Source organism: Nocardioides sp. WS12 (assembly GCF_014108865.1).
Lineage (GTDB): Bacteria > Actinomycetota > Actinomycetes > Propionibacteriales > Nocardioidaceae > Nocardioides.
In genome coordinates this window covers 4,911,619-4,933,754 of record NZ_CP053928.1, presented here as the reverse complement: position 1 = coordinate 4,933,754, position 22,136 = coordinate 4,911,619, and the positions used below count along the sequence as shown (strand labels likewise).

Genomic DNA, 22,136 nt, shown 5'->3' with positions numbered 1-22,136 from the left:
AGCGGGGTGGTCGCAGCCCGATGTCGTCAGTAGGTTGATGCGCGTGAGTCTGCAGACCGCCGTCGAGACACGTTTCCTGAAGTCGATCATGGGGCTCCCCGAGAGAGCACAGCGCGTGCTGTCAGGACGCCCGCTCGTGCTCGACGGACAGACGCTCGCCACCGACCTGCAGTTGATGCTGCGGGTGCAGCGGTTGGCGCGCAAGCCAGCGATGGTGGACGTGCCGGACATCGCGGTCGGCCGCGCCGACATGTTGGCCAACGCGACGATCGTGGGCGGTACCCAGCCGATCGGTGCCGTCCGCGACCTCACGGTCGCGGGGCTTCCCGCGCGGCACTATCTCCCGCATGGCCCGCACTCCGCCACCGCGGGCCGCCCGGTGCTGCTGTTCTTTCACGGCGGCGGCTTCCTGTACGGCGACCTCGACAGCCACGACGCACCCTGTCGCGTGTTGGCGGAGAAGTCCGGCGTCCCGGTACTGGCGATCGAGTGGGGCCTGGGCCCCGAGCGCCCCTTCCCGGGCGGCTTCGATGACGCCGAGGCTGCGGTCCGCTGGTTGTTCGAGCACGCGGATGAACTCGGCGTCGATCCGACCCGGATCGGAGTGGCCGGCGATTCGGCAGGAGGCGCCGTGGCGGCGTGGACGGCCATCGCGGCTGCGCGCGCTGGTCTCCCGCTGGCGTTCCAGTTGCTGTTCTACCCCTGCACCTGGCCGGGGCGCGACACCGAGAGCCTCCGCCTCTTCGGCGAGGACCTCTTCCTCACGGCCGACTACATGGCGATGGTCGATCGCACCTATCTCCCGTCCGCCGCGGACCTGGCGAACGAGCGGGTGCACCTCCTCGGTGCAGAACTGCCGACCGGGCTCGCGCCGGCGTACGTCGTGACCGCAGGCTTCGACCCGCTGCGCGACGAGGGTGAGGCGTACGCGCGCCGGTTGTCCGACGCCGGAGTGAAGGTGGAAATGCGCCGGTACGTCGACCAGATCCACGGTTTCCTCAACATCGTGGGCGTCGGCCGCACCAGTCGCGCCGCCGTACTCGAGATCGCCGACAAGGTGCGCGCGGCTCTGGGCTGAGCCTCAGATCTCGGGGCGGTACTCCCGGAGCTCCCGCAGGAAACCCTGCGGGTCGACCATCGACGCGTCGATGACGAACGGGTCCATGCCGCGACGCGGGAAGTGCACAGCCCAGTCGGACTCGCCGGGGCGGCCGAACACGAGCACCTGGGTGTCCGGCTTCTTCACGTCGAAGCGGTGCGTCGACTCGCCGTGCTTGACGTAGACGACGCCCCGGACGACCTCGACCTCGATGGGCACGATGCGGGTGCGTGCCGCGCCCCAGGCCAGGCCGACGGTGAGCGCGAGCATCGCGAGCCCGAAGATGCTGCCCAGCTTGCCGTTGAGCATCGCCAGCAGCGTCACCATGCCGGCCACCACCGCCGTGGCGCCCAGGATGAGGGACAGCACGCGGGGGTCGCTGCCGTCGCCGGTCAGTCGATCGCCCGCGGCGTCACCGTCGAACAGCGAGAGGGAACCGGCCTCCGACTCGGCGGCCACCTGCGCGGCGATCTGGGCGGCGATCTGGGCGCGCGCGGACGTGAGCTCGTCGCCGAGACGTCGTACCTCTGCCTCGGCGTCGGCGCAGCGGCGTGCAAGAGCGTCCCGCTCCGCCCGGAGCGAGGTCACCGGGTCAGTGTCTAGAGGTCCGGTTTCCACTGTCGCAGAGCCTCCATGAAGGTGTGGGCGTCGACCATCCGCGAATCGATGGAGACCGGGGACATGCTGCGCCGCAGGATGAGGACCCGCCAGTTGCGCTGGCCAGGCGTTCCGGTCTGCTCGATCTTGGTGTTCGGGCTGGTCAGGTCGAACCGGCTGTTCGTGTCGCCGACCGTCACCTTGAGCACGCCGGCCTCGTCGATGTGGACGCTGCGCGAGGTGTTGCTCATCCTGAGCGCGTACATCAGCAGGATCGCCGCGGCCGCGGTCATGGTGCCGCTGAGGGCGATGTCGTCGCGCAGGGTGCCGATGATGGCCATCCGGGCGACCACGGCGGCACAGGCAAGGGCCGCGAGGATCGCGATCGGGCCGAGGCTGTCGTTGCCGCGCTTGGCGTGGAACGGGATCCCCTTGGTGGCCGGGGCGGCGCTGACCGCGGCGATGACGGCGGTCGCGTGATCGGTGCGCTCCGGCTCCTCGATCGGCGCTTCCTCGACGGGCTCCTCGGTGAGCTCGGGCTCGTCGGCCACGACCTCGTCCACGGGCTCCGGCTCGATGACGGGCTCCGGCTCGTCGAGGACGACCTCGTCCACGGGCTCCGGTTCGATGACGGGCTCCGGCTCCTCGACGGGCTCCGGCTCCTCGACGGGCTCCGGCTCCTCGACGGGCTCCGGCTCCTCGACGGGCTCGTCCACCGGCGCTTCGTCGACGGCCTCGGGCTCGGTGGCCGAGGCCCGCCACTGGTCGATCAGGCTGGCTGCGACGGTGGTCTCCTGGTCGCCGTCGTGGTCGCCGTCCTCGGTGTCGACGTCGATGAGTTCGTCGGTCTCGTCGATCGGGCCGAGGTCCGTCGTGGACCCGGCACGCCACTGTTCGACCAGGGAGAGCTGCGCGACCTCGGGCTCGGCGTCGACGATGACGTCGGCTTCGGCGTCTTCAGTGTCCGCGGCGTCAACGACGGGCTCGGCGAAGGCCGCTGGCTCCGCCACGACGGCGGGTTCGTCCGGTACGACGGGGACCGCATTCACCCGGGCCCTGATCTGGGCGACCTGTTCGGCCAGATCAGCGGCCTTGGCCTCGGCTTCGGCGCGGGACGCCGCCGCATCGGCGATGGCCTGTTCGCGTTCCCGGGCCAGCTCGGCGGCATGGGCTTCGGCTGCTTCACGGGCGGCTGCCTGCTCGGCGGCGTTCGCCTCGGCAGCGGCACGAGCGCGCTCGGCTTCAGCGACGGCGCGGTCCCGCTCCTCGGCGAGTTCCGCGGCGCGGGCTTCAGCAGCTTCACGGACGGCTGCCTGCTCGGCGGCGAGTGCCTCCGCCTGGGCCCGGGCCGTCGCGGCTTCGGCCGCGGCCAGTTCACGATCGTGGACGAGTTCGGCGGCCCGCGACTCGTCAGCGGTGCGCGCTGCGGCCCGCTCCGCTGCGAGCGCTTCGGCTTCGGCGCGGGAGGTTGCTGCTTCGGCGACGGCCTGCTCGCGTTCCTGGGCGAGCTCGGCTGCGCGTGCTTCGGCGTCGGCGCGTGCGCGCGCCTCCTCGGCGGCGACGATCTCGGCGTTGGCGCGTGCGGCTGCCTCTTCGGCGGCGTGGGTCTCGGCGTTGGCGCGCGCAGCTGCCTGTTCGGCGGCCAGGGCGTCGGCTTCGGCGCGAGCGAGTGCGGCGGCCGTGACCGCCTGCTCGCGCTCGTGGGCGATCTCGGTGACGCGTGCCTCGGCGTCCGCTCGTGCGCGCACCTGCTCGGCGGCGAGGGCTTCGGCTTCGGCGCGCGCCTGCGTCTGCGCGGCGGCCACGGCCTCGGCCTCGGCGCGGGCCCGGGCGTGCTCCAGGGCGGTCTCCTGCGCCTGGAGCAGTTCGGACTGCAGGCTGTTCACCGCCTGCGTGTGGACGACGGCCGACGCCTCGAGCTCGGCCAGCGTTGCTGCTGCCCGGGTCTCGGCATCGATGCGGGCCTGGGTTGCACCGGCGGCGAACTCGGCCGCGAGGGTCAGCGCCTCGGTCGCAGCACGGTTCTCCTCGGCCAGGGCGGCGGCGGAGGCGTGGGCGGACGCTGCTGCCGCCTGCGCTTCACTGGCCAGCTCGAGTTGCTCGCGGGCAGCCACCTCGGCTAGGCGCCGTGCCTCGTGGGCCTGCTCGGCTCGCTGTGCCTGCTGCGTTGCGGACTCGTCTGCTGCCACGCGGGCCGCGACCTGCACCTCGGCGCGCGCGGCGGCTTCCTCGGCACGGCGTTCGGCCGCTTCGGCTGTCTCGAGCGCGATCCGGGCGAGGTCGGCCTGTTCGAGGGCGGCCTGCTCGGCTGCCCGACGGGACTCGTGGGCGTCCTGGGCGAGGCGCGCGTGGTCCGCGGCAGCTTGCTCGGCAGCGGCGCGGCCCTCGACGGCCTGGCGGGCGAGCGCGCCATGCTCCTCGGCGCTGGCGGCGGCCTGCTCGGCGAGCAGCCGGGCGCGGTCTTCGGCTGCTTCAGCGGCCCGGTGGGCTTCCTGGGCGAGCGCGGCCTGCTGACGGGCGGCGTCCTCGGCGAGGGCGCGGGCCTGGGCGATCTCGGCAGAGGTGCGCTCGGTCGCTGCGCGCTCCTCGAGCATCCGGCGCGCGAACTCGGCGTGTTCGGCGGCGCTGACTGCGGCGGCCTCGGCCATGACCCGCGCGCGGTCCTCGGCGATGGCGCGGTCGTCGTGGGCCTGGCGGGCGGTCGCGGCGTGCTGCTCGGCCGCGGTCTCGGCCACCTGACGGGCGGCGGCGGCCGCGGCGGCGAGGTCAGCTTGTTCGCGGGCCCGGTCCTCGGCGGCCCAGCGCTCGGCGTGCGCGGTCGAGGCCCGCTCGGCCTGCTCGATCGCGTGGCGCTCGGCCTCTTCGCGGCGGGCCGTCTCGGCATCGGCAGACTCGGCGCGTTCACGGGCGGCGCGCTCGGCAGCTTCGCGGGCGGTGAACTCGGCACGGGCGAGCTCTTCGGCTTCGATCCGCGCGCGGTGCGCCGTCGCCGCGGTCTCGGCCTGCTCCTGGGCGAGGCGGTCGGCCTCGGCGCGGGCGACGTTGGCCCGCTGCGCGGCTTCCTCGGCGACGAGTCGTTCGGCGGCTTGTTCGGCCGCGGCCATCTCGGCATCCCGGCGGAGGCGGGCGGCGAGCGCTGCCACGACTTCAGCATTGTCCGGGCCTTCCGGCACGGTGCCGGCTGCTTCGTCGCCGTCCGTCGGTACGACGGTCGGGGTCAGCTCGGCCTCGATCTCGGCGCGGGCGTGCGCGAGCACCTCGGAGGGTCGACGCGGGATCTCGCGCGGACCGTCGGCGTTGGGGATCGGCTCCTCGAGCATCGGGGCATCGACGAAGTCCGGGATGATCCGCGCGTCCGGCTTGGGTGCCGCGCTGGGGCCGGTGCCGCGACGGCGCAACCGGGCCAGGCCCTTGGGCGCAGGGGCGGGGATGGGTTCGGCGAAGCCTCCGTCGACGGCGGCTGCGATCACGCGTTGGCCGGCGACCTCGTCGCTGACACGGTCGCCGAGCGAACGCTCTTCGTGCTCCGGTTCCGGCGCCTCGCCCGCTTCGGGCTCGTGCGTCGTGAACAGATCGACCGCAGGCTCATCGAGAACGGACTCCACGGGCTCCTCGGCCGCAGCGTCTTCGATCGCAGCGTCTTCGATCGCAGCGTCCTCGACCACGGTCTCCGGCGCCAGGAAGTCGATCACGGGCTCAGCGACGACCTCGGGCTCAGCGACGTCCTCGTCTGCTCCGACGTCGGACACCTCGACCTCAGTGGCCTCCCGTTCGACCGGAGCCGTCGTCGGCTCGTCGAGGATCCCGAGGGGCAGCGTTGCGGGCGTGGGCTCCAGCGGGTCGGTGAGCGGATCGCTCGTCGGGCGCCGTGTGGCGCGGGAGATGATCGCGGACCAGTCGTTCGGGTCGATCGGTTCCTCGTCGACGGGCGCCGCAGGCGGGGCCACGTCAGCCGTTGCGTCGTCGGCGGTCGCGGGGCTCTCGACCGGCGGGTCCACCCGCAGGCGCTCAAGGCGCTCCGACAGGCCCCGTCCGGTTGCGACGGCCTCGATGTCGACGGGCTCCTCGACGGGCAGGTCGGCGATCCGACGGCCCACCGCACGGTCGATCACGTCCGCCCAGTCGGCAGTACCGGAGTGCGCACCCGTCGCCGGGTCCGTCGGAACGACCGGCGGTTCGAACTCGTCGGGTTCGGACCCCGTCAGCGCCGCCGGGCTGACCAGCGAGCCCCAATCGACGTCGTCGGTGTCCGGCGTCGCGTCGGCGACAGGGTGGGCCCGGTGAGCGACGCGCGCGACGATGTTGTCCGGGTCCTCGGGGACGAGGCCGTCCGGGTCGTGGAGCGCCGGAGCGCTCGGGTGGGCGTCCTCGCCGGTGTCGAGGACGGCAGCGGTGTGGCTGCGTCGGAGGAGTTCCTGGATCTCGTCGGGCTCGAGTTCAGCGACAGCCGGCGCGTCCTGGTCGTTGCGGCGCCACAGACGGTTGCGTCGTCCGCGACCGCGCCCCGAGGGTGCGTCGGCATGCCCGGAGTCCTCGGACTCGGGCTCGCCGTCGGTGAACGAACTCATGAAGGGTAAATCTACTCATGCCCGTCGGGGTTACGGTGCATGTTCCAGAACGTCCGAGCGGCGGTACTGCACGTGCGTGTCCGTCGGAGCGTGCGTGAAGCCGATTCCGTCGTACAAATGGCGTGCCGCGGTGTTGTCCGATTCGACGTACAGCAGCACCTCCTCGACCCCTCGCGAGGCGAGGTGGTGCAGGCCCGCAACGGTCAGCGCGCGCCCCAGCCCTCGTCCCTGCGCGTCCGGCGACACGCCGACGACATAGACCTCGCCGGTCGACGCGTCGTGCTGCTTGGTCCAGTGGAAGCCGAGCAGGCGCCCGCCACGGTCGACGGCCAGCAGCAAACCAGCCGGGTCGAACCACGGCTCGGCCATCCGTTCCTCCAGGCCGTCGACGTCGAGGTCGCCCTGCTCGGCGTGGTGGGCGAAGGCGGCCGCATTGACGGCCAGGAATGCGGCGGCATCGCCGGAGCCGAAGTCGCGGATGGACACGTCAGCGGGCGGCTCCGCCGCCGCAAGCGGTACGGCGGTCGGTCGGCGCATCACCCAGAGTTCCCTCGTCCGGGCGAATCCCAGGGGCCCGGCGAGCGTGACGGCCGCGGGGTGGTCGCCGTGGGACCACGCCGCCAGCGCCCCCGGCGCAGCGCAGGCGAGGCCGGCGAGCGCACCGCCGGTGCCGTGCCCGCGGGCCTCCGGGGCGACCGCGAGGTCGACTTCCTCCCCGCGGCGCAGGGCGAACCCGTCGCGGGTCACCCAGGCGTCCAGTCCGTTCAGGCCGTGGTGCTTGAGGCGCAGGTGGGCGGCCTCGTCGAGGGGGTCCGCACCGTCGTACTCACGACAGGCCCGGCGCACCTCGGCGATGGCAGCGAGAGCGGTCTCGCCGGTGAGCAGGTCGTCGATGGCCACGTGTCGACGCTATCGCGCAGTGGTGTGCGCCCCGGAACTCGACCGTGACAGACCGTTTACATGCGACACCACGACACGGTAGGACTGCCCCATGAAACTCAGCCACGCGGTGAGTGGGGCAGCCGTGGCCCTCGGCGCGGTCGCCGTACGCGACCTCGTCCAGAAGAAGCACGCTCTTCAGCGCAATTTTCCGGTCGTGGCTCACGCCCGGTACTGGCTGGAGACCATCGGTCCGGAACTGCGGCAGTACATCGTCACGGGCAACGACGAGGAACGGCCGTTCAGTCGCGACCAGCGCACCTGGATCTACGCGTCGAGCAAGGAGCAGAACAGCTACTTCGGCTTCGGCACCGACCTCGACGTCGAGCACACCCAGGGGCATGCGTACATCAAGCAGCGCACCTTCGCCGACAAGCTCCCGAGCGACCAGGACCACAACTGGACGCTGCCGAGCGCGAAGGTGCTGGGCGGACCACGGGGGAGAGCCAAGGCGTTCCGCCCGGAGTCGGTCGTGAACGTCTCGGCGATGAGCTTCGGTTCGCTGTCCTCGAACGCGATCACCGCGATCAACAAGGGCGCGGCGTCCGCGGGCTGCCTGCACAACACCGGCGAGGGATCGATCTCGCCGTACCACCGCAACGGCGCCGACCTGATCGTCCAGATCGGTACGGCGTACTTCGGCTGCCGTGACGATGCGGGCAACTTCTCGCTCGACAAGCTCAAGGCGATGATCGACTCGGCACCGGTCAAGGCGCTGGAGATCAAGCTCAGCCAGGGTGCCAAGCCCGGTCTCGGTGGACTCCTGCCAGCGGCGAAGGTGACCCCGGAGATCGCGGCCATCCGTGGCATCCCGGAGGGCAAGGACTGCTCCTCGCCGTCGCGGCACACGGCGTTCCACGACGTCGACTCGATGCTCGACTTCGTCGAGATGCTCGGCGCTGAAACCGGCCTGCCGGTCGGCATCAAGTCGGCCGTGGGCGCGATGGACTTCTGGGAGGACCTCGCCCGACTGATGTCGCCGCGGGACCGGGGCGTCGACTTCATCACCCTCGACGGCGGTGAAGGGGGCACCGGCGCAGCGCCGCTGATCTTCGCCGACTCGGTGTCGCTGCCGTACCGGATGGGCTTCTCCCGGGTCTACGGCACCTTCGCCGAACTCGGGCTCACCGACGACATCACCTTCATCGGCTCCGCGAAGCTTGGACTGCCCGACAACGCAGTGGTCGCGTTCGCGCTCGGCGCCGACATGATCAACGTGGCGCGGGAGGTGATGCTCTCGATCGGGTGCATCCAGGCGCAGAAGTGCCACACCGACCACTGCCCGACCGGCGTGGCGACGCAGAACCCGTGGCTGGTCCGCGGCCTCGACGTCACGTCCAAGGCGGACCGGGCCGGCGTCTACCTCCGGACGATGCGCAAGGAACTGACCCGGATCTCGGCCGCCGTTGGCGTCGCCCACCCGGCTCTGATCACGTGTGCCGACGTCGACATCTTCAACGGCGACTACGACGCGCGTTCACTGGCGTCGGTCTACGGCTACAAGGAGGGCTGGGGCGAGATCGGCCCCGACCTCAGGGACGAGATCGTCCGGCTGATGCACACCAGCGACCACTTCGACGAGCAGCCCGACGCCGCAGACTAGACGCCGGAGACTAGGCGTCGAGTGTGTTGCGCTCAGCCATCCGCGCTGCGTCGGCCTCGGCGTCCTTCGACGGGAGCACGAAGCGGTAGCCGACGTTGCGCACGGTCCCGATGAGCGTCTCGTTCTCGGGGCCGAGCTTGGCGCGCAGCCGACGCACGTGGACGTCGACGGTGCGCGTGCCACCGAAGTAGTCGTAGCCCCAGACCTCCTGCAGCAACTGCTGGCGGCTGAACACCCGGCCCGGGTGCTGGGCGAGGAACTTGAGGAGCTCGAACTCCTTGAACGTCAGGTCGAGCACTCGTCCGCCGACCTTCGCGGTGTACGTCGCGTCGTCGACGACGACCTCACCAGAGCGGATCACGTGGGCATCGGGGTCGGCGGCGTCGCGGGCGGCGGCGAGACGGCCGATGGCCAGCTTGATCCGGGCCTCGAGTTCGGCAGGGCCACAGGTGTGCAGCACGACGTCGTCCATGCCCCAGTCGTGGTTGACCACGGCCAGACCACCCTCGGTGGCCACGAGGATCACGGGTACGTCGGTGCCGGTGGTGCGGATCAGGCGGCACAGGTCGCGGGAACTGGCCAGGTCGTGACGGCCGTCGACGAGCACCAGATCGGACTCGGGCGCCTCGAGGAGGGCGCTGCCCTCGGCAGGCAGGATCTTGACGTGGTGGCCGAGCAGGGCGAGACCGGGCAGAACTTCGGCCGACGGTTGCAACGCGCTGGTCAGAAGCAGAAGAGTGCTCACTCTGGTCTCCTCACTGGCAGCGCTTGGGCGCGTGCCGGGTGTGAGACCGAAACGCAACGCTGGGCCCCGGCCGGTTTTCCTATGGGGGACGATACCGAAACAATGGTGCAACGGGGAAGGACAGCACGGTGAATGAGATGCAGGTCATCCGGGTCCGCTACTGGGCGGCCGCACGATCTGCTGCCGGAGTGCCCGAGGAGGACATCGATGTCCCGGGCCCGGTCTCGCTGACCGAACTGGTCGCCGAGATCGTGCGTCGCCACCCGGACGGCCGCCTTCCCGACGTCGTCAAGGCGTGCTCGGTGTTGATCGGTGACCGTCCGGTGTCGTCCGGAGACCCGGCCGAGGTCGTCGTACGCCCGGGGGACACGGTGGAGTTCCTGCCGCCGTTCGCCGGGGGATGAACACACTCCCTCGCACGGGGCGCACGCACCGTTAGACTCGCCCCGGTCGTCCCGTGAGACGACCCCCGTGCAGAGGAGACCAGTGCCGAACCAGACAGTCGCGCGGCCGCCGAAGGCGCCGTCCGGTGACGGCACGACCGGCGTCCTCGAAACGCGCCTGGTCACCGGCCTCCTGGTCCTGGTCGCGCTCGGCCTCGTCTACATCGCGGCCCGCGGCCCGATCGCGGCCGTCGCCGCGGGCATGCTGGCTGTCCTCTTGCTCCTGTTGGCCGTGCTCGGCCGGGAGCGGCTCGCCTTCTTCGCGATGATGGGGGCGTTCGCCACCGCGCCCATGAACAAGGGCATTGCGCCCGGCGGCGCGGAAAGCCCCATCACGCCCACGGACCTCCTGTTCGGCCTCGCGGTGATGCTCCTGGTCCCGACGCTCTTGCGGCGCTCCCTGCGACTGCCGCTGGCCTACACGATCGGCATCTCGCTGATCCTGATCACGGGCACGCTGTCGACCCTGTTCTCCCCGGATCCGCTGTTCAGCGCCATTCAGTTCGTGCAGTGGCTGGTCGTCATCCTCGGCCTGCTCGGCCTGTTCGCGTTGTGGGCACCGACCTGGAAGATGATCGACGTCCTCCTCTGGAGCTACGTCGCGGGGCAGATGATCAGCATCGCCTACGCGCCGATCGGCGGTGCGGTCGGCAACCGCTACCAGGGCCTGTCCCACCACACGAACGAGTTCGGTGGCGCCGGCGTGATGGCGTTCGCGACCCTGATGTACCTCTGGCGTCGCAACGACGCGGTCTGGTACCGCGCCCTGGTGGCGCTGGCGATGGCTGCGAGTGTCGGCTCCGTTCTGGCGAGCGGTAGCCGCGCGGCGGCCGCCGTGATCGCCGGACTGGTACTGATGATCCCCTTCGTCGAGCGCTCCGCCCTCAAGGGTTTCGTGCTCGCCATCCTGGGCGCGCTGTTCGTCTTCTCGCTTCCTTTCGTCATCGGCAACTCGGGCGAGGGGTCGGCGCTGGCCCGCCTTGCCGGCTCGGCCGACGCGATCGGCGCCGACCGGGCCCGCACCGAGGCCCAGGACTTCGGCATCAACCTGTTCCTGCAGCATCCGTTGGTCGGCAACGGGTTCTCGGAAGCGCTGTACGTCCACAACGTCGTGCTCGGGGTCGCCTCGAGCGTCGGCGTGATCGGCCTGCTCGGCTATTTCCTGGTGCTGTTCACCTTGGCGCGCCCGATCATCGGCAACCATCCGAACCGGCGTCTGGGGTACGTCGTGTGGGCGTTCATCGCCATCACGCCGACGTTCCCCGGCCTCGAGGACCGGACCCTCTGGGTGCCCATGGCGCCCGCGATCCTGCTTGCCATCCAGGTGCGGATGACCTCCGACAAGAAGAAACCGGCCGCGAAGACCGCGCTCGTGACCCGCTGATCACGCCACCCGATCGGTTCGGCTGACCAACCCTGTCCAAGTTCAGGTGGAGCGGTCCGGCAGCCCTTATGCTTCTGCCGGAAGCGGCGCCCTCCCGACATCGCCGCGCGGAGTGACCCCACATGCCTTCTGCAGTTCAGCGCGCCATGGCGAATGCTCGCCTCAAGTCGAAGGTTGTCATTGCCAAGGTGGGCAGAGACAGCCTCCGGCTGGACACCATCGTCAACCTGCCCAAGATCGAGACGTGGCGCCGTGAGCACGTCCCGGCAGGCACGCCGGCCTTCGACCACCGCGAAGAGATGTACGACCACCTCCACGAGACGCTGATCGGCGACAACCCGGTCGACTACCTCGAGTTCGGGGTGTTCGAGGGCAACTCGCTGCGTCACTGGGCCAACCTCAACAAGAACGCGGATTCCCGGTTCTACGGGTTCGACTCCTTCGAGGGTCTGCCCGAGACCTGGAAGCGGTTCGACAACAAGATGGTCAAGGCGCACTTCGACGTCAACGGCGCCCTGCCGGACATCGAGGACGACCGCGTCGAGTTCATCGCCGGCTGGTTCCAGGAGAGCGTCGACCCGTTCCTGGAGAAGTTCACGCCCGAGTCGCAGTTGATCGTTCACATCGACGCTGACCTCTACTCCTCGGCGCTCTACGTCCTGACCCGCCTCAACGCCCTGCTGGTGCCCGGCACGATCGTGGTCTTCGACGAGTTCTCATCGGTGCTCAACGAGTTCCAGGCCTTGGAGAACTACTGCTCCGCCTACCAGCGTGAGTACGACGTCCTGGCCCACTCCTGGTACTACTTCGGCCAGGTCGCGATCCAGATGCGCTGACCGGCCCACCGGCCGGAAAGCAGAAACGGCGGCGCACCCCTCGGGGTGCGCCGCCGTTCTGTTTCGTCTGGTCGTTGGCCGAGCGGCCCTCAGGCGACGTCGGCCTCGGCGCCGTAGTGCTGGGGCGCCAGGTCGGACATGTGCACCGTCGTGCGCTGGCGGCGCGGGGCCGCGAGCTGGAGGGCCTCGTCGAACGACATCGGCTTGCGGAGACCGAAGGTGACGAGGACCGTGAACAGCAGGATCTTGAAGTCGAGCGCGATGCTCGGGCTGGCTGCGCTCTGACGGGAGTACGCCGACTCCAGGGCCAGGCGCTGGTCGTCGGTCAGCGAGCACCGTCCGACGAGCTGCGGCAGTCCGGTCAGACCGGCCGGGGTCTCCCAGCGCGAGTCGATGTCGGCGTGCTGGTCGGTGAGTGCACCGCGAACGACATCGGTCAGGGGGCGGGCGCCGACGATGCTCATCTCGCCCTTGAGGACGTGCACGAACTGGGGGATCTCGTTGAGCCCGAGCCGGTCGAGCACGCGGCCGATCGGAGTGTAGAGCGGGGAGTCGTGCGGGGTGTTGAGGAACCGGCCGCTGTCGACGGGGGCCGTGACCTTGTGGGCGTCGCGCACCATCACGCGGAGCTTGACCATCTCGATGACGGTCGTCGGGCCCACCCAGCGGCGGGAGCGATAGAAGATGGGTCGACCTGAGAAGAGGAGCACGGCCATGGAGGCCACGGCCACCACGGGTACCCAAACGACGGCGGCCAGGCTGATCACGACGACGTCGAACGCGCGCTTCTTCAACTGATACCTCCTGCCACAGACCAGACCCGAGTTGTGGTCGTCCCGATGCGGGGTGGGGGACCCTGCACCCAGCCCAACGAGCGAGTGGGCGATGGGGTACGAATCACTTGCAGGATTAAAGGTGAGACCTTCAGCTGAGGCGGGACGAACCCGTTCCACGCGCTCGAACATGGGTGCGAAGGAGTCCCTCGAACTTCGTGGCGCAGCCGTCGAGGGCGAACTCCTGCTCCGCGAGATCACGGGAGGCCTCGCCGAGTTCGGTGCGCATCTCGTCGTCCTGGAGGACCTGGACCAGCCAGGCACCGGCCTCGGCCACGGAGGCCCCTTCAGGCGGCAGTACGAGCCCGCCCGCACGGGTCACGAGGGAGGAAGCGAGGTTCTCGGCCGGCATCAGGCCCAACACCGGCCGTCCGGCGCACAGGTAGGACAGGGTCTTGGACGGGACCGAGAACGCCCCGGCCTCCTTCTCGAGCAGGACGACGAGGACATCGCCGCTGCCGAGCACCTCCGGCAAGCGTTCATAGGGCTGGAACGGCAGCAGGGTGATCGGCACGTCCAGCCGCTCCGCTTCCGCACGCAGTACGTCGACCGCGGGGCCGGAGTTCACGACGACCAGTCGGACCGGCTGGCCGGCGTCGGCGGTCGCCTTCGCGAGGTGGACCAGGAGTTCGGGGTTGTGCTTGAGGCCGAGCGTGCCGGAGTAGAGCAGGGTGCGGACGTCGTCGACGTTGTTCTCGGTGGCCCAGTCGTTCTTCCGGTCGACCGGCACGATCTCGTCGAGCGGCGCCCAGTTCGGGATCACGGTGACCTTGTCCGCCGTACCCCACTTCTCGTGGACGGGGACGAAGGACGAGGCGATCACGACGATCGCTGCAGCGCGCCGGGAGCACCAGCGCTCGGCGACCTCGAAGGCCCACGCCACGGCGGCGAAGTGCTTCGGCAGCTTGCTGCCGCTGAACGACTTCACCGCGATGGCGTAGACGTCCTGGTGCCACAGCACCCACGGCTTGCGCAGCACGGCCATGGCGAGCGCGAAGATCACCAGGGTCGGGATCTGCACGTTCGACATCATCGTGATGTCGGGATTCGCCCGGCGCACGTGGCGGACCAGTTCGAAGCCGCGGCGGGTCTCGCGCACGAGGCGCTGGGCCATCCGCTGGTTGTCGATCAGCTTGGCGCCGCCGATGCCCTCGAAGGTGATCGTCTCGCCGGGCGCGGCCTCGAGCTTGCCCTTGCCGGACACGTAGCCCTCGACGTACGAGTGCGTGACGTCATGCCCCCGACGGGCGAGCTCGCGACTGAGCTCGGCCTGGAAGGGATGTCCGCTGTGGTCGTGGACCAGAATCCGCAACTGCTCAGTCCTCGTCAGCCGTGTGCGCGCTTGACCTGGTCGTACACCCAGGCATAGGTCTTGGCCAGACCGTCGGCGAGCGTGATCGACGGCTCCCACTGGAAGACCTCGTTGATCATCGTGTTGTCGGAGTTACGACCCCGCACGCCCTGGGGTGCGCTGAGGTCGTACTTGCGCTCGCACTTGATGCCGGCGATCTCTTCGACGATCGAGTAGAGCTGGTTGATGGAGACCAGCTCGGCCGAGCCGAGGTTGATGGGCTCCTCGAGGCCACTGGCCAGGATCCGCTGGGATCCGTCCACGCAGTCGTCGACGTACATGAAGCTGCGGGTCTGCTCGCCGTCTCCCCAGATCTCGAGCTCGTGGCGGCCGGTGATGACCGCCTCGGCGATCTTGCGGCACACCGCGGCCGGCGCCTTCTCGCGACCGCCGGTCCACGTGCCCTCGGGGCCGTAGACGTTGTGGTAGCGGGCGGTGCGGGTGATGAGGCCGTAGTCCTCGGTGAAGTGGCGGGCCATCCGCTCGGAGAAGAGCTTCTCCCAGCCGTAGCCGTCCTCGGGCTGCGCGGGGTAGGCGTCGGACTCCTTGAGCGCCGTGACGGCGGTGTCGGTCTGCTTGTCCGCGGCGTAGACGCATGCGGACGAGGAGTAGAAATAACGCTCGACGTCGAACTTCTTGGCCGCCTGGAGCATGTGGGTGCTGGTGAGCACCGTCAGCATGCACAGCGCCTTGTTGTTCTCGATGAAGCCCATGCCGCCCATGTCGGCCGCGAGCATGTAGACCTCGCGGGCTCCCGCGGTGGCCGCTTCGGCGTCGGCGAGCAGCGAGAGGTCGCCGACACCGTTCTGCGCGTCCGGGTGCACCTGGTACCACTCGTCGATCGGCTTGACGTCGATCGACCGGACGGTCTTGCCCTGGGCGAGGAGATCAGCGACGAGATGTCCTCCGATGAATCCGCCGCCACCGGCTACCAGGACGTCTACGGGGCCCGAACTCATGAAATTCTCCTCAGGATCTGAATGGTGTGAAACCGCCCCCCAGCGATGACCTACCAACGACTAGACCAGCACAGCGTCACGGCGTCGCGGGAAGGTGGGGGTCGACTCCCGGCAGGTGTGCCGGTTTGTCGTCTCCTACACTCGCGCCTGTGCGCACTGCCCTCGTCACCGGCGTCGCGGGGCAGGACGGAATCTACCTCGCGCGATCCCTCCTTGCGGACGGTATCCGCGTAGTCGGGACCGTCTCCGGTCCTGTCGACAACCAGCCCCGTCACGTCTATCTCGCCGGCGCCGAGTTGCGTTCGCTCGACCTGCGCGACGGAGTCGGCCTGCGTGCGCTCGTCGCCGAGGTCGAGCCCGACGAGGTCTACAACCTGGCGGCGGTGAGCTCGGTCGGGCGCAGTTGGCACGAGCCCGAGCTGACGAAGGCCGTCAACCAGACTGCGGTGGAGATCCTGGTCGAGGCGCTCCTGGCGCAGCGTGACCGCACCGGCCGACAGGTCCACCTGTTCCAGGCGTCGTCGGCCGAGGTCAGCGGAGACGCAACCGCCAGTCCGTACGCACGTTCCAAGGCTGCGGCCGAGGACGTGGTGCGCGACGCGCGGGACCGCGGGCTGGCTGCATCGATCGGTCGTCTCTACATCCACGAGAGCCCGTTGCGCGCAGTCACGTTCGTGAGCCGCAAGATCACCCAGGGCGCGGCGGAGATCGCGCTGGGCCGACGCGATCGTCTGGTCCTCGGCAACCTCGACGTCGTACGGGACTGGGGCTTTGCGGGCGACTACGTCGAAGCGATCCGGCTGATGGTCGCGGCCGACGTTCCCGTCGACCTGCCCATCGGCACCGGTGATCCGCGCCGGTTGGTGGATCTCGTCGAACGCGCCTTTGTTGCTGCCGGTCTCGATGGTGCCGAGGGGTACGTCGACCAGGACCCCTCGCTCGTGCGGCCGGCCGACACTGCGGTGATGGTCGCGGACCCCGAGCCCGCCGCAGCGGCGATCGGGTGGCGCGCGACGAGGACGTTCGAGGAGACCATCGACGCCATGGTCGCCGCGGACCTGGCTCGGCTGCGCTCAGGTGTCGACGAGGCCGAGGCCTACCTCGGGAAGCTTCCGCTCCCCGAGCGCGAGACGCGTTAGGCCTTGCGGGCCCGCACGTCGAGCACGATGCGCGGCGCGACCGGGCTGGCGATCAGCCGGTCCAGCAACCTGGCTGCCGGACGGATCGACCACTTCGGCGGGTTCATCGAGGCGATGTACGCCTCCGACGTGAGCGTGTAGCGCAGCCGTGGCTCCGCGACGATGTCGACGAACCCGAGTCGGGTGAGCTGCGCCGTGATGCTCTCGCGGGTGTGCAGGATCCAGTGGTGCTGGGCGATCCGGCGGTCGGGCACCTTGCTGAACCGACCGAAGGTGGCGCGCTTCGCGGCGTGGGCCATCGTGTCGGCCTTCGTCCAGTGCGGCGTCTGCAGGAACAGGACGCCACCGGGGCGCAGCATCGTGTGGGTGTCGGCGAGCAACTGGTCCGTGTCCGTGACATGCGCCAGCACGCACCACAGTGTGACGGCGTCGACGTCCTCGACGTGGCCGAGGCTGGACAGGTCGCCGAGGTCGAGGTCGACGTCGTGGCGGTCCTTGGCCAGCTTCACCGCACCCGCGACGATCTCGTTGCCGGTGACCGAGAAGCCGAAGTCGTCGCGCGCGACGCTGAGGAACTCGCCGTCACCCGCGCCGACGTCGTACATCACCGGTGCCGTGCCGGCGGGCCGGTTCGGCAGGGCGTCGCGGACCCAGCCGAGCGCCTCGCGCCAGGCCTCCGGTCCGACCTGCTCGCGCTTGATGTCGACCCAGTTGCTGTAGTCGTCGTCCGACCACTCGATCTGGAGCTCGATCGCCTCGAGGCGTTCGGCGTCCTCGTGGTCGTGCCAGAAGTGCACACCACAGTCCTGGCAGGTGCTGATGCGCCGGCCGGTTGCCCGGGAGGCGACTGCCGTGCGGACGCGAGGTCCCGCGCAGGCAGGGCAGTCGTGCGAGTTGGTCATCACGTTCTCCCGATGCGGTGGAATGTCGGACGGTAGTACAGCAGCAGGTCACCGACCCGCGTGCGGCAACCCCGCCCTGATGATTTCGGCGGTACGTCGCCAGGTGAACGCCTGGGCGAACGACTGGCCTGCGGCGAGCTGCTCCGGGGTGAGCGCCAGGGCGCTGCGGATGCCGTCCGCCAGATCTGCGGCCGTGGTGGAGCGGACCGTGATCGCGTGACCGCCCGTGACCTCGGCGAGAGCCGGGTCGGCGGAGATGAGAGTCGGGATGCCGAGGCGCAGCGCCTCCGCCGCGGGGAGTCCGAAGCCCTCGAAGTCCGAGGGGAACACGACCAGGCCCGCGCCGGTGAAGCAGGACTGGAACGCTTCGTCGTCCAGCCACGGCATCAGTTCGACGTGCTCCTCGATGCCGAGACGTCGTACTTCTTCGGTGGCGGCAGCCCGGTCGGCCGATCCCATGCCGACGAGACGGAGCAGCCAGCCCGGGCCCTCCGGTCCGGACGCCGCACAGAACTCCGCCCAGCCGGCAATCACCGCGTCGGCGTTCTTGTTGCTGAAGTGCCCGAACGCGATGGCGTAGGGCCGATCGCCAGCGGGCGGGCGGTTCCACGCGAGGGCATGGTCGGAGCCGAGCGGCGCTGCGACGGCACGGGCGGACAGCACCGGGTGCAGGTCGCGGAAGTCGGTGAGCGTTCGCTCCGAGATGGTGAAGATGCCGTCCGCCATCCGCAGGCTCCATGCCCACGAGATGGTGCGGGCAATACGGGCCTTGCGGGAGAACTGGTCGGGTCGCAGTTCGAAGCGGAGGTCGTAGAGGATCACGCCGCGGGGAGCACGGGTGCCGGCCAGGGCAGAGGCAGGTACGCCGACGAGGACGGCGTCCGCCCGCAGTCGCTTCGCAGCGCGACGGATCGACACCGACCGCAGCCACAGGCCACCGACCGGTCCACGCGGCCGTTCGAGCACTTCTGCACGAACGCCGTCGGGGAGCGGGAAGCGGTGGCTCTCCGGTCCGAACAGGACGGTGATCTCATCCTCGGGGAAGGTCTCCGACCAACCCCTGGTGAGGTGTTCAAGCACGATCGCCACGCTGCCGGGGAGCCCAACGACCGCATCCACGACGAGACGCATGAGACGCGACGATACTGTGCCCCCGTGACGAAGCGCGCACTCATCACCGGCATCACCGGTCAGGATGGTTCCTATCTCGCCGAACTGCTGCTCGGAAAGGGGTACGAAGTCCACGGATTGGTCCGTCGGTCGTCGACCTTGAACCGCAGCAGGATCGATCATCTGCATGGAGCAGCCGACCTGCACCTGCACTACGGCGACCTCACGGACGGGGTCAGCCTGAGCAACCAGTTGCGTGACATCGCTCCGCACGAGGTCTACAACCTCGGCGCCCAGAGCCACGTGAAGGTGTCGTTCGAGCTGCCCGAGTACACCGCGTCCACGGACGCGGTCGGCACCTTGCGACTGCTCGAGGCGATCCGCGCTGCCCGGCTGGATTGCCGGTTCTACCAGGCCTCCACGTCCGAGATGTTCGGCGCCACCCCGCCGCCCCAGAGCGAGTCGACGGTGTTCTACCCGCGGTCGCCGTACGGCGCCGCGAAGCTCTACTCGCACTGGGTGACCATCAACTACCGCGAGGCCTACGACCTGTTCGCGGTCTCCGGGATCCTCTTCAACCACGAGTCCCCGCGTCGGGGCGAGAGCTTCGTGACCCGCAAGATCACGCTCGGTGTGGCGTCGATCAAGCTCGGCATCTCCGACCACCTCGACCTGGGCAACCTGGACGCCGTCCGCGACTGGGGCTTCGCGCCCGAGTACGTCGAAGGCATGTGGCGGATGCTGCAGCAGGACGAGCCGCAGGACTTCGTCCTGGCCACCGGCGTCGGTGCGACCGTTCGCGACTTCTGCGAGGCGGCCTTCTCCCACGCCGGCCTGAACTGGGAGGACCACGTCCGCTACGACAAGTCCTACGAGCGTCCGACCGAGGTCGATGCGCTGATCGGGGATGCGTCGAAGGCGCACTCCGTGCTGGGATGGAAGGCCAAGACCCACGCGACCGAGTTGGCTCAGTTGATGGTCGACGCCGACATCGAGCACCTCGGTCGCCTCGTGCAGCACAAGAAGGAGCTCGGCGGATGATGCGGCCCGATGCGATGGTCTCGACTGCGAAGCGGCGGGTGAGCTGGTTGATCCGTGACCGGTTCCCGTTCCGCCCGGTGACCCGGGAGGTCCAGGGCGTTCAGCTGGTCCTGCCCTGGTCGCACCGCCTGCCGGACTACGCCACCTGGGGCCCGCTGTACGGGCAGAACCTGGTCGAACTGGCGAAGGGGCTCGCCGAGGCGGCACCGCCGCTGACGGTCCTCGACGTCGGCGCCAACGTCGGTGACTCCGCCGTACAGATCCTGAACGCGGCCGACGGCAAGGTGCTGTGCATCGAAGCCGACCGCGCCTACCTGGAGTTCCTGCACCGCAACGTCGACCAGGACAAGCGGGTCTCGGTCGTCGAGGCCCTGCTGGTCGTCGAGGAGGGGAGCAGCGGCGCCACGGCCGTCCGCACCGGCGGCACCACCCGGTTCGTGAAGGGTTCCGCTGCCGACGCGATGCCGACCGTGTCGGCGATGCGACTGCGCAAGGACAACCCCGACTTCGACGACCTGCGGCTGGTCAAGTCGGACACCGACGGCTACGACGTCAACCTGGTGCCGGCGATCGCCGAGGCCTGGGCAGACGCACGTCCGGTGTTGTTCTTCGAGTACGACCCGTACCTCACCCGCCTCGCCGACCTGGACCCGCTCGCGGTCTGGCCGCGTCTTGCGGAGCTCGGCTACCGGCACGTCGCCGTGTGGGACAACGGTGGGGCGCCCCTGGGTCAGGCCACCACCGACGAGATCATCGCGGCGGCCGGGCGGCTCGAGAACCAGCCCGGGCCCGCCCGCGCGCGCACCTACTGGGACGTGGCCGTCGTCCACGAGGACGACGACAGCGGCCGCTCGGTCATCCAGCGACTGGTGCCGGGCTCCCTGACCTGACCTGGCCGGTCCTGGCCTGAACTGACCCGGCGCCTGCCGGCGTACGTCAGGCGGACTGGAGCTGGAGTTCCACGACCTGACGGGCAGCGGCCCGTCCGGCGTCGGTCGGGTGCACCCCGTCGGAGGTGAACTCCGGGCTGTAGTAGCCGTTGGCGTCGCTCAGGGCGTCGGTCAGGTCCAGCGCTTCGATCCTCGGACGGGACTGCTCGGCCTGCGTCACGGCCAGGAGGTCGGACCGCATCAGGCGGTGCGCTGCCAGACGGTCCTCGAGGGTTCCCTCGATCGGGAAGCCCTCGTCGACGAAGATGTCGACTGCCGGCGGCACGGGCACCACGATGAAGGCGTGGGACGCGCCGAACTCCGACACCAGGGACCGGACCCGCTCGATGTACGTCGGGATGAAGGGCAGTTCCGGCTTCTCCTTGACGCGCGGTGCGAGGTGGCACCGCAGGTCGATCTCACCGAAGCTGAAGAACCAGTTGACCCGGTCGTGGCCCGGCACCAGGCGAAGGATCCGCAGTGCGCGGCGCATGCCGGGCTTGAACCCGTCCCGCGAGATCGAGTACATGAGGCGCGGTCCGAGGTGCCAGACCCAACGCCCGTCGTCGCCGCGACCCACGCCCAGCGGGGGGAAGGAACTCGTCACCATCATGACCGCGTTGGAGTCGCCGACCCACACCTGGTCGACCCGACGACGGGCCACCGCCACGATGAACCCGATGAACCCGAGCCAGGCCAGGGTCTTGGCCTTGAACACACGAATGCGGTGCCTCATGCGTTGCCCCCGCTGCCGCCTTCGACGGCCTCCGCGACCGTGGTCGTCTCGCCCGTGGTCACGTCGATGACGGGCAGGTGCCCCATCGTCGCGATCCGGTCCGCCCGGGAGCGGATCCGCGACAACGTGCCGTCCTCGTTGCGTGCCGTGAGGAAGCGACTCTCCCGATACCCCGAGCGTGCTGTCTGCTCCGGGATGTCGCCGGCGACGTCCTCGCGGACGAAGAACGCGTTGGCTCCGTTGCTCGCACAGCCGACGAAGCGGTAGCCCCGGCTCTTCGCGAGGTGCATGAACGCACCCAGCGAGGCGCCGAAGTAGAGCTGCGAATAGTGCGCCGAGGAGTTCACGAACGCCGGGTCGTAGGGCACCGTGATGGCCGCGTCAGGTCCCCAGACGGCGTTGTACTCGACCACGACGATGGCCGGGTCGACGACGGTGATCGCGTCCCAGATCCAGTAGTCGTTGCCGTCGACGTCGACCGACAGCAGGCCCAGGCTGCCGGTGAAACCGCCACCGGAGATCAGGTCGTTGATGTTGTCGGTGGTGACGAACGCGGACACGGGCTCGACGTCGTGGCGCCAGCTCAGCGTGGTGCCGAGCACGAACTTCACGTGCTCCTCGCCGCCGTCGATGATCAGGCCGCGCCAGTTGTTGTTCTGCAGCAGGAAGCGCGTGTTCGACTCGCGGTAGTCGCCGGTCCCGATCTCGACGAATGTCGTGTCCTGGACCTTCGTCTTGCGGGCCAGGTGCTGGATGATGCCGTCCTCACCGAACTGCGAGAACACGCGGAACTCCACGTCCTCGAGGGTGGTGGGTGCCGGGCGCACGTCGAGCAGGTGCGTCTCGAGACGGCCGATGGCCAGGCGCATCTCGTCCTGCTCGTTGCGGAGTCGCTGCACCAGGTGACGTGCACCGGGAACAG

Annotated in this window: 19 protein-coding genes; 8 read left to right on the top strand and 11 right to left on the bottom strand. The window is 69.7% G+C overall.

Annotation, left to right across the window (positions count from 1 at the left end; all coding sequences use genetic code 11):
- Positions 1 to 37 precede the first annotated feature (37 nt).
- Positions 38 to 1,078 carry an alpha/beta hydrolase gene (locus tag HRC28_RS23795; protein ID WP_182377830.1) on the top strand — a complete coding sequence of 347 codons (1,041 nt, stop codon included), beginning with the start codon at positions 38 to 40 and terminating at the stop codon, positions 1,076 to 1,078.
- Positions 1,079 to 1,081: 3 nt separating this feature from the next.
- On the opposite strand, the gene HRC28_RS23790 is transcribed toward HRC28_RS23795, so the two are convergent.
- Genes HRC28_RS23790 through mshD form a run of 3 tightly spaced genes read right to left on the bottom strand, consistent with a single transcriptional unit; the run spans position 1,082 to position 7,164 of the window.
- Entirely contained in the window at positions 1,082 to 1,687 is a 606-nt protein-coding gene (locus HRC28_RS23790; RefSeq protein ID WP_182377829.1) for a hypothetical protein, read from the bottom strand.
- Positions 1,688 to 1,698: 11 nt separating this feature from the next.
- The gene (locus HRC28_RS23785; RefSeq protein ID WP_182377828.1) at positions 1,699 to 6,264 is read right to left on the bottom strand and encodes a hypothetical protein; all 4,566 of its coding nucleotides are present in this window, start codon (positions 6,262 to 6,264) and stop codon (positions 1,699 to 1,701) included.
- A gap of 30 nt (positions 6,265 to 6,294) precedes the next feature.
- The gene (mshD, locus tag HRC28_RS23780) at positions 6,295 to 7,164 is read right to left on the bottom strand and encodes a mycothiol synthase (RefSeq protein WP_182377827.1); all 870 of its coding nucleotides are present in this window, start codon (positions 7,162 to 7,164) and stop codon (positions 6,295 to 6,297) included.
- Positions 7,165 to 7,255: 91 nt separating this feature from the next.
- Between mshD and HRC28_RS23775 the strand changes: the two genes are divergently transcribed.
- Positions 7,256 to 8,806 (top strand): FMN-binding glutamate synthase family protein, encoded by a 1,551-nt coding sequence (locus tag HRC28_RS23775; RefSeq protein WP_182377826.1) that lies wholly within the window; start codon positions 7,256 to 7,258, stop codon positions 8,804 to 8,806.
- Between the two features lie 10 nt (positions 8,807 to 8,816).
- On the opposite strand, the gene HRC28_RS23770 is transcribed toward HRC28_RS23775, so the two are convergent.
- A complete protein-coding gene (locus tag HRC28_RS23770) occupies positions 8,817 to 9,551 on the bottom strand; it encodes a response regulator transcription factor (protein WP_182377825.1) in 735 nt (244 codons plus the stop codon).
- A 137-nt stretch (positions 9,552 to 9,688) separates the two neighbouring features.
- On the opposite strand from HRC28_RS23770, the gene HRC28_RS23765 reads away from it, so the two are divergent.
- The 3 genes from HRC28_RS23765 (at position 9,689) to HRC28_RS23755 (ending at position 12,214) form a co-directional block, all read left to right on the top strand.
- Entirely contained in the window at positions 9,689 to 9,955 is a 267-nt protein-coding gene (locus HRC28_RS23765; RefSeq protein WP_182380944.1) for a MoaD/ThiS family protein, read from the top strand.
- A gap of 82 nt (positions 9,956 to 10,037) precedes the next feature.
- Positions 10,038 to 11,378 carry an O-antigen ligase family protein gene (locus HRC28_RS23760; RefSeq protein ID WP_182377824.1) on the top strand — a complete coding sequence of 447 codons (1,341 nt, stop codon included), beginning with the start codon at positions 10,038 to 10,040 and terminating at the stop codon, positions 11,376 to 11,378.
- Between the two features lie 122 nt (positions 11,379 to 11,500).
- Complete coding sequence (locus HRC28_RS23755; RefSeq protein ID WP_182377823.1) at positions 11,501 to 12,214, top strand: TylF/MycF/NovP-related O-methyltransferase; 714 nt, start codon at positions 11,501 to 11,503, stop codon at positions 12,212 to 12,214.
- Positions 12,215 to 12,303: 89 nt separating this feature from the next.
- On the opposite strand, the gene HRC28_RS23750 is transcribed toward HRC28_RS23755, so the two are convergent.
- From HRC28_RS23750 to HRC28_RS23740, 3 genes are all read right to left on the bottom strand, one after another.
- Complete coding sequence (locus HRC28_RS23750; protein WP_182377822.1) at positions 12,304 to 13,008, bottom strand: sugar transferase; 705 nt, start codon at positions 13,006 to 13,008, stop codon at positions 12,304 to 12,306.
- 130 nt (positions 13,009 to 13,138) lie between these two features.
- A complete protein-coding gene (locus tag HRC28_RS23745) occupies positions 13,139 to 14,359 on the bottom strand; it encodes a glycosyltransferase family 4 protein (protein WP_182377821.1) in 1,221 nt (406 codons plus the stop codon).
- Between the two features lie 14 nt (positions 14,360 to 14,373).
- Entirely contained in the window at positions 14,374 to 15,357 is a 984-nt protein-coding gene (locus HRC28_RS23740) for an NAD-dependent epimerase/dehydratase family protein (RefSeq protein ID WP_182377820.1), read from the bottom strand.
- A 149-nt stretch (positions 15,358 to 15,506) separates the two neighbouring features.
- Here HRC28_RS23740 and HRC28_RS23735 point away from each other — a divergent pair, with 149 nt between their 5' ends.
- Entirely contained in the window at positions 15,507 to 16,496 is a 990-nt protein-coding gene (locus HRC28_RS23735; RefSeq protein WP_182377819.1) for a GDP-mannose 4,6-dehydratase, read from the top strand.
- Here HRC28_RS23735 and HRC28_RS23730 read toward each other — a convergent pair.
- Positions 16,493 to 17,398 carry a class I SAM-dependent methyltransferase gene (locus tag HRC28_RS23730; RefSeq protein ID WP_182377818.1) on the bottom strand — a complete coding sequence of 302 codons (906 nt, stop codon included), beginning with the start codon at positions 17,396 to 17,398 and terminating at the stop codon, positions 16,493 to 16,495. The two genes, HRC28_RS23735 and HRC28_RS23730, sit on opposite strands and share 4 nt — an antisense overlap.
- A gap of 48 nt (positions 17,399 to 17,446) precedes the next feature.
- A complete protein-coding gene (locus HRC28_RS25205) occupies positions 17,447 to 18,529 on the bottom strand; it encodes a glycosyltransferase (RefSeq protein ID WP_202033165.1) in 1,083 nt (360 codons plus the stop codon).
- Between the two features lie 24 nt (positions 18,530 to 18,553).
- Between HRC28_RS25205 and gmd the strand changes: the two genes are divergently transcribed.
- Together gmd and HRC28_RS23715 are read left to right on the top strand one after the other, a co-directional pair.
- On the top strand, positions 18,554 to 19,549 hold the full coding sequence (gene gmd / locus HRC28_RS25200; RefSeq protein WP_202033164.1) for a GDP-mannose 4,6-dehydratase: 996 nt from the start codon (positions 18,554 to 18,556) through the stop codon (positions 19,547 to 19,549).
- On the top strand, positions 19,546 to 20,439 hold the full coding sequence (locus HRC28_RS23715) for an FkbM family methyltransferase (protein WP_182377815.1): 894 nt from the start codon (positions 19,546 to 19,548) through the stop codon (positions 20,437 to 20,439). The genes gmd and HRC28_RS23715 overlap by 4 nt, the downstream gene beginning before the upstream one ends.
- 46 nt (positions 20,440 to 20,485) lie before the next feature.
- Here HRC28_RS23715 and HRC28_RS23710 read toward each other — a convergent pair whose 3' ends face one another.
- Positions 20,486 to 21,214 carry an SGNH/GDSL hydrolase family protein gene (locus HRC28_RS23710; protein ID WP_182377814.1) on the bottom strand — a complete coding sequence of 243 codons (729 nt, stop codon included), beginning with the start codon at positions 21,212 to 21,214 and terminating at the stop codon, positions 20,486 to 20,488.
- Complete coding sequence (locus tag HRC28_RS23705) at positions 21,211 to 22,113, bottom strand: hypothetical protein (protein ID WP_182377813.1); 903 nt, start codon at positions 22,111 to 22,113, stop codon at positions 21,211 to 21,213. Before HRC28_RS23705 ends, HRC28_RS23710 begins: the two co-directional genes overlap by 4 nt.
- Positions 22,114 to 22,136 lie beyond the last annotated feature (23 nt).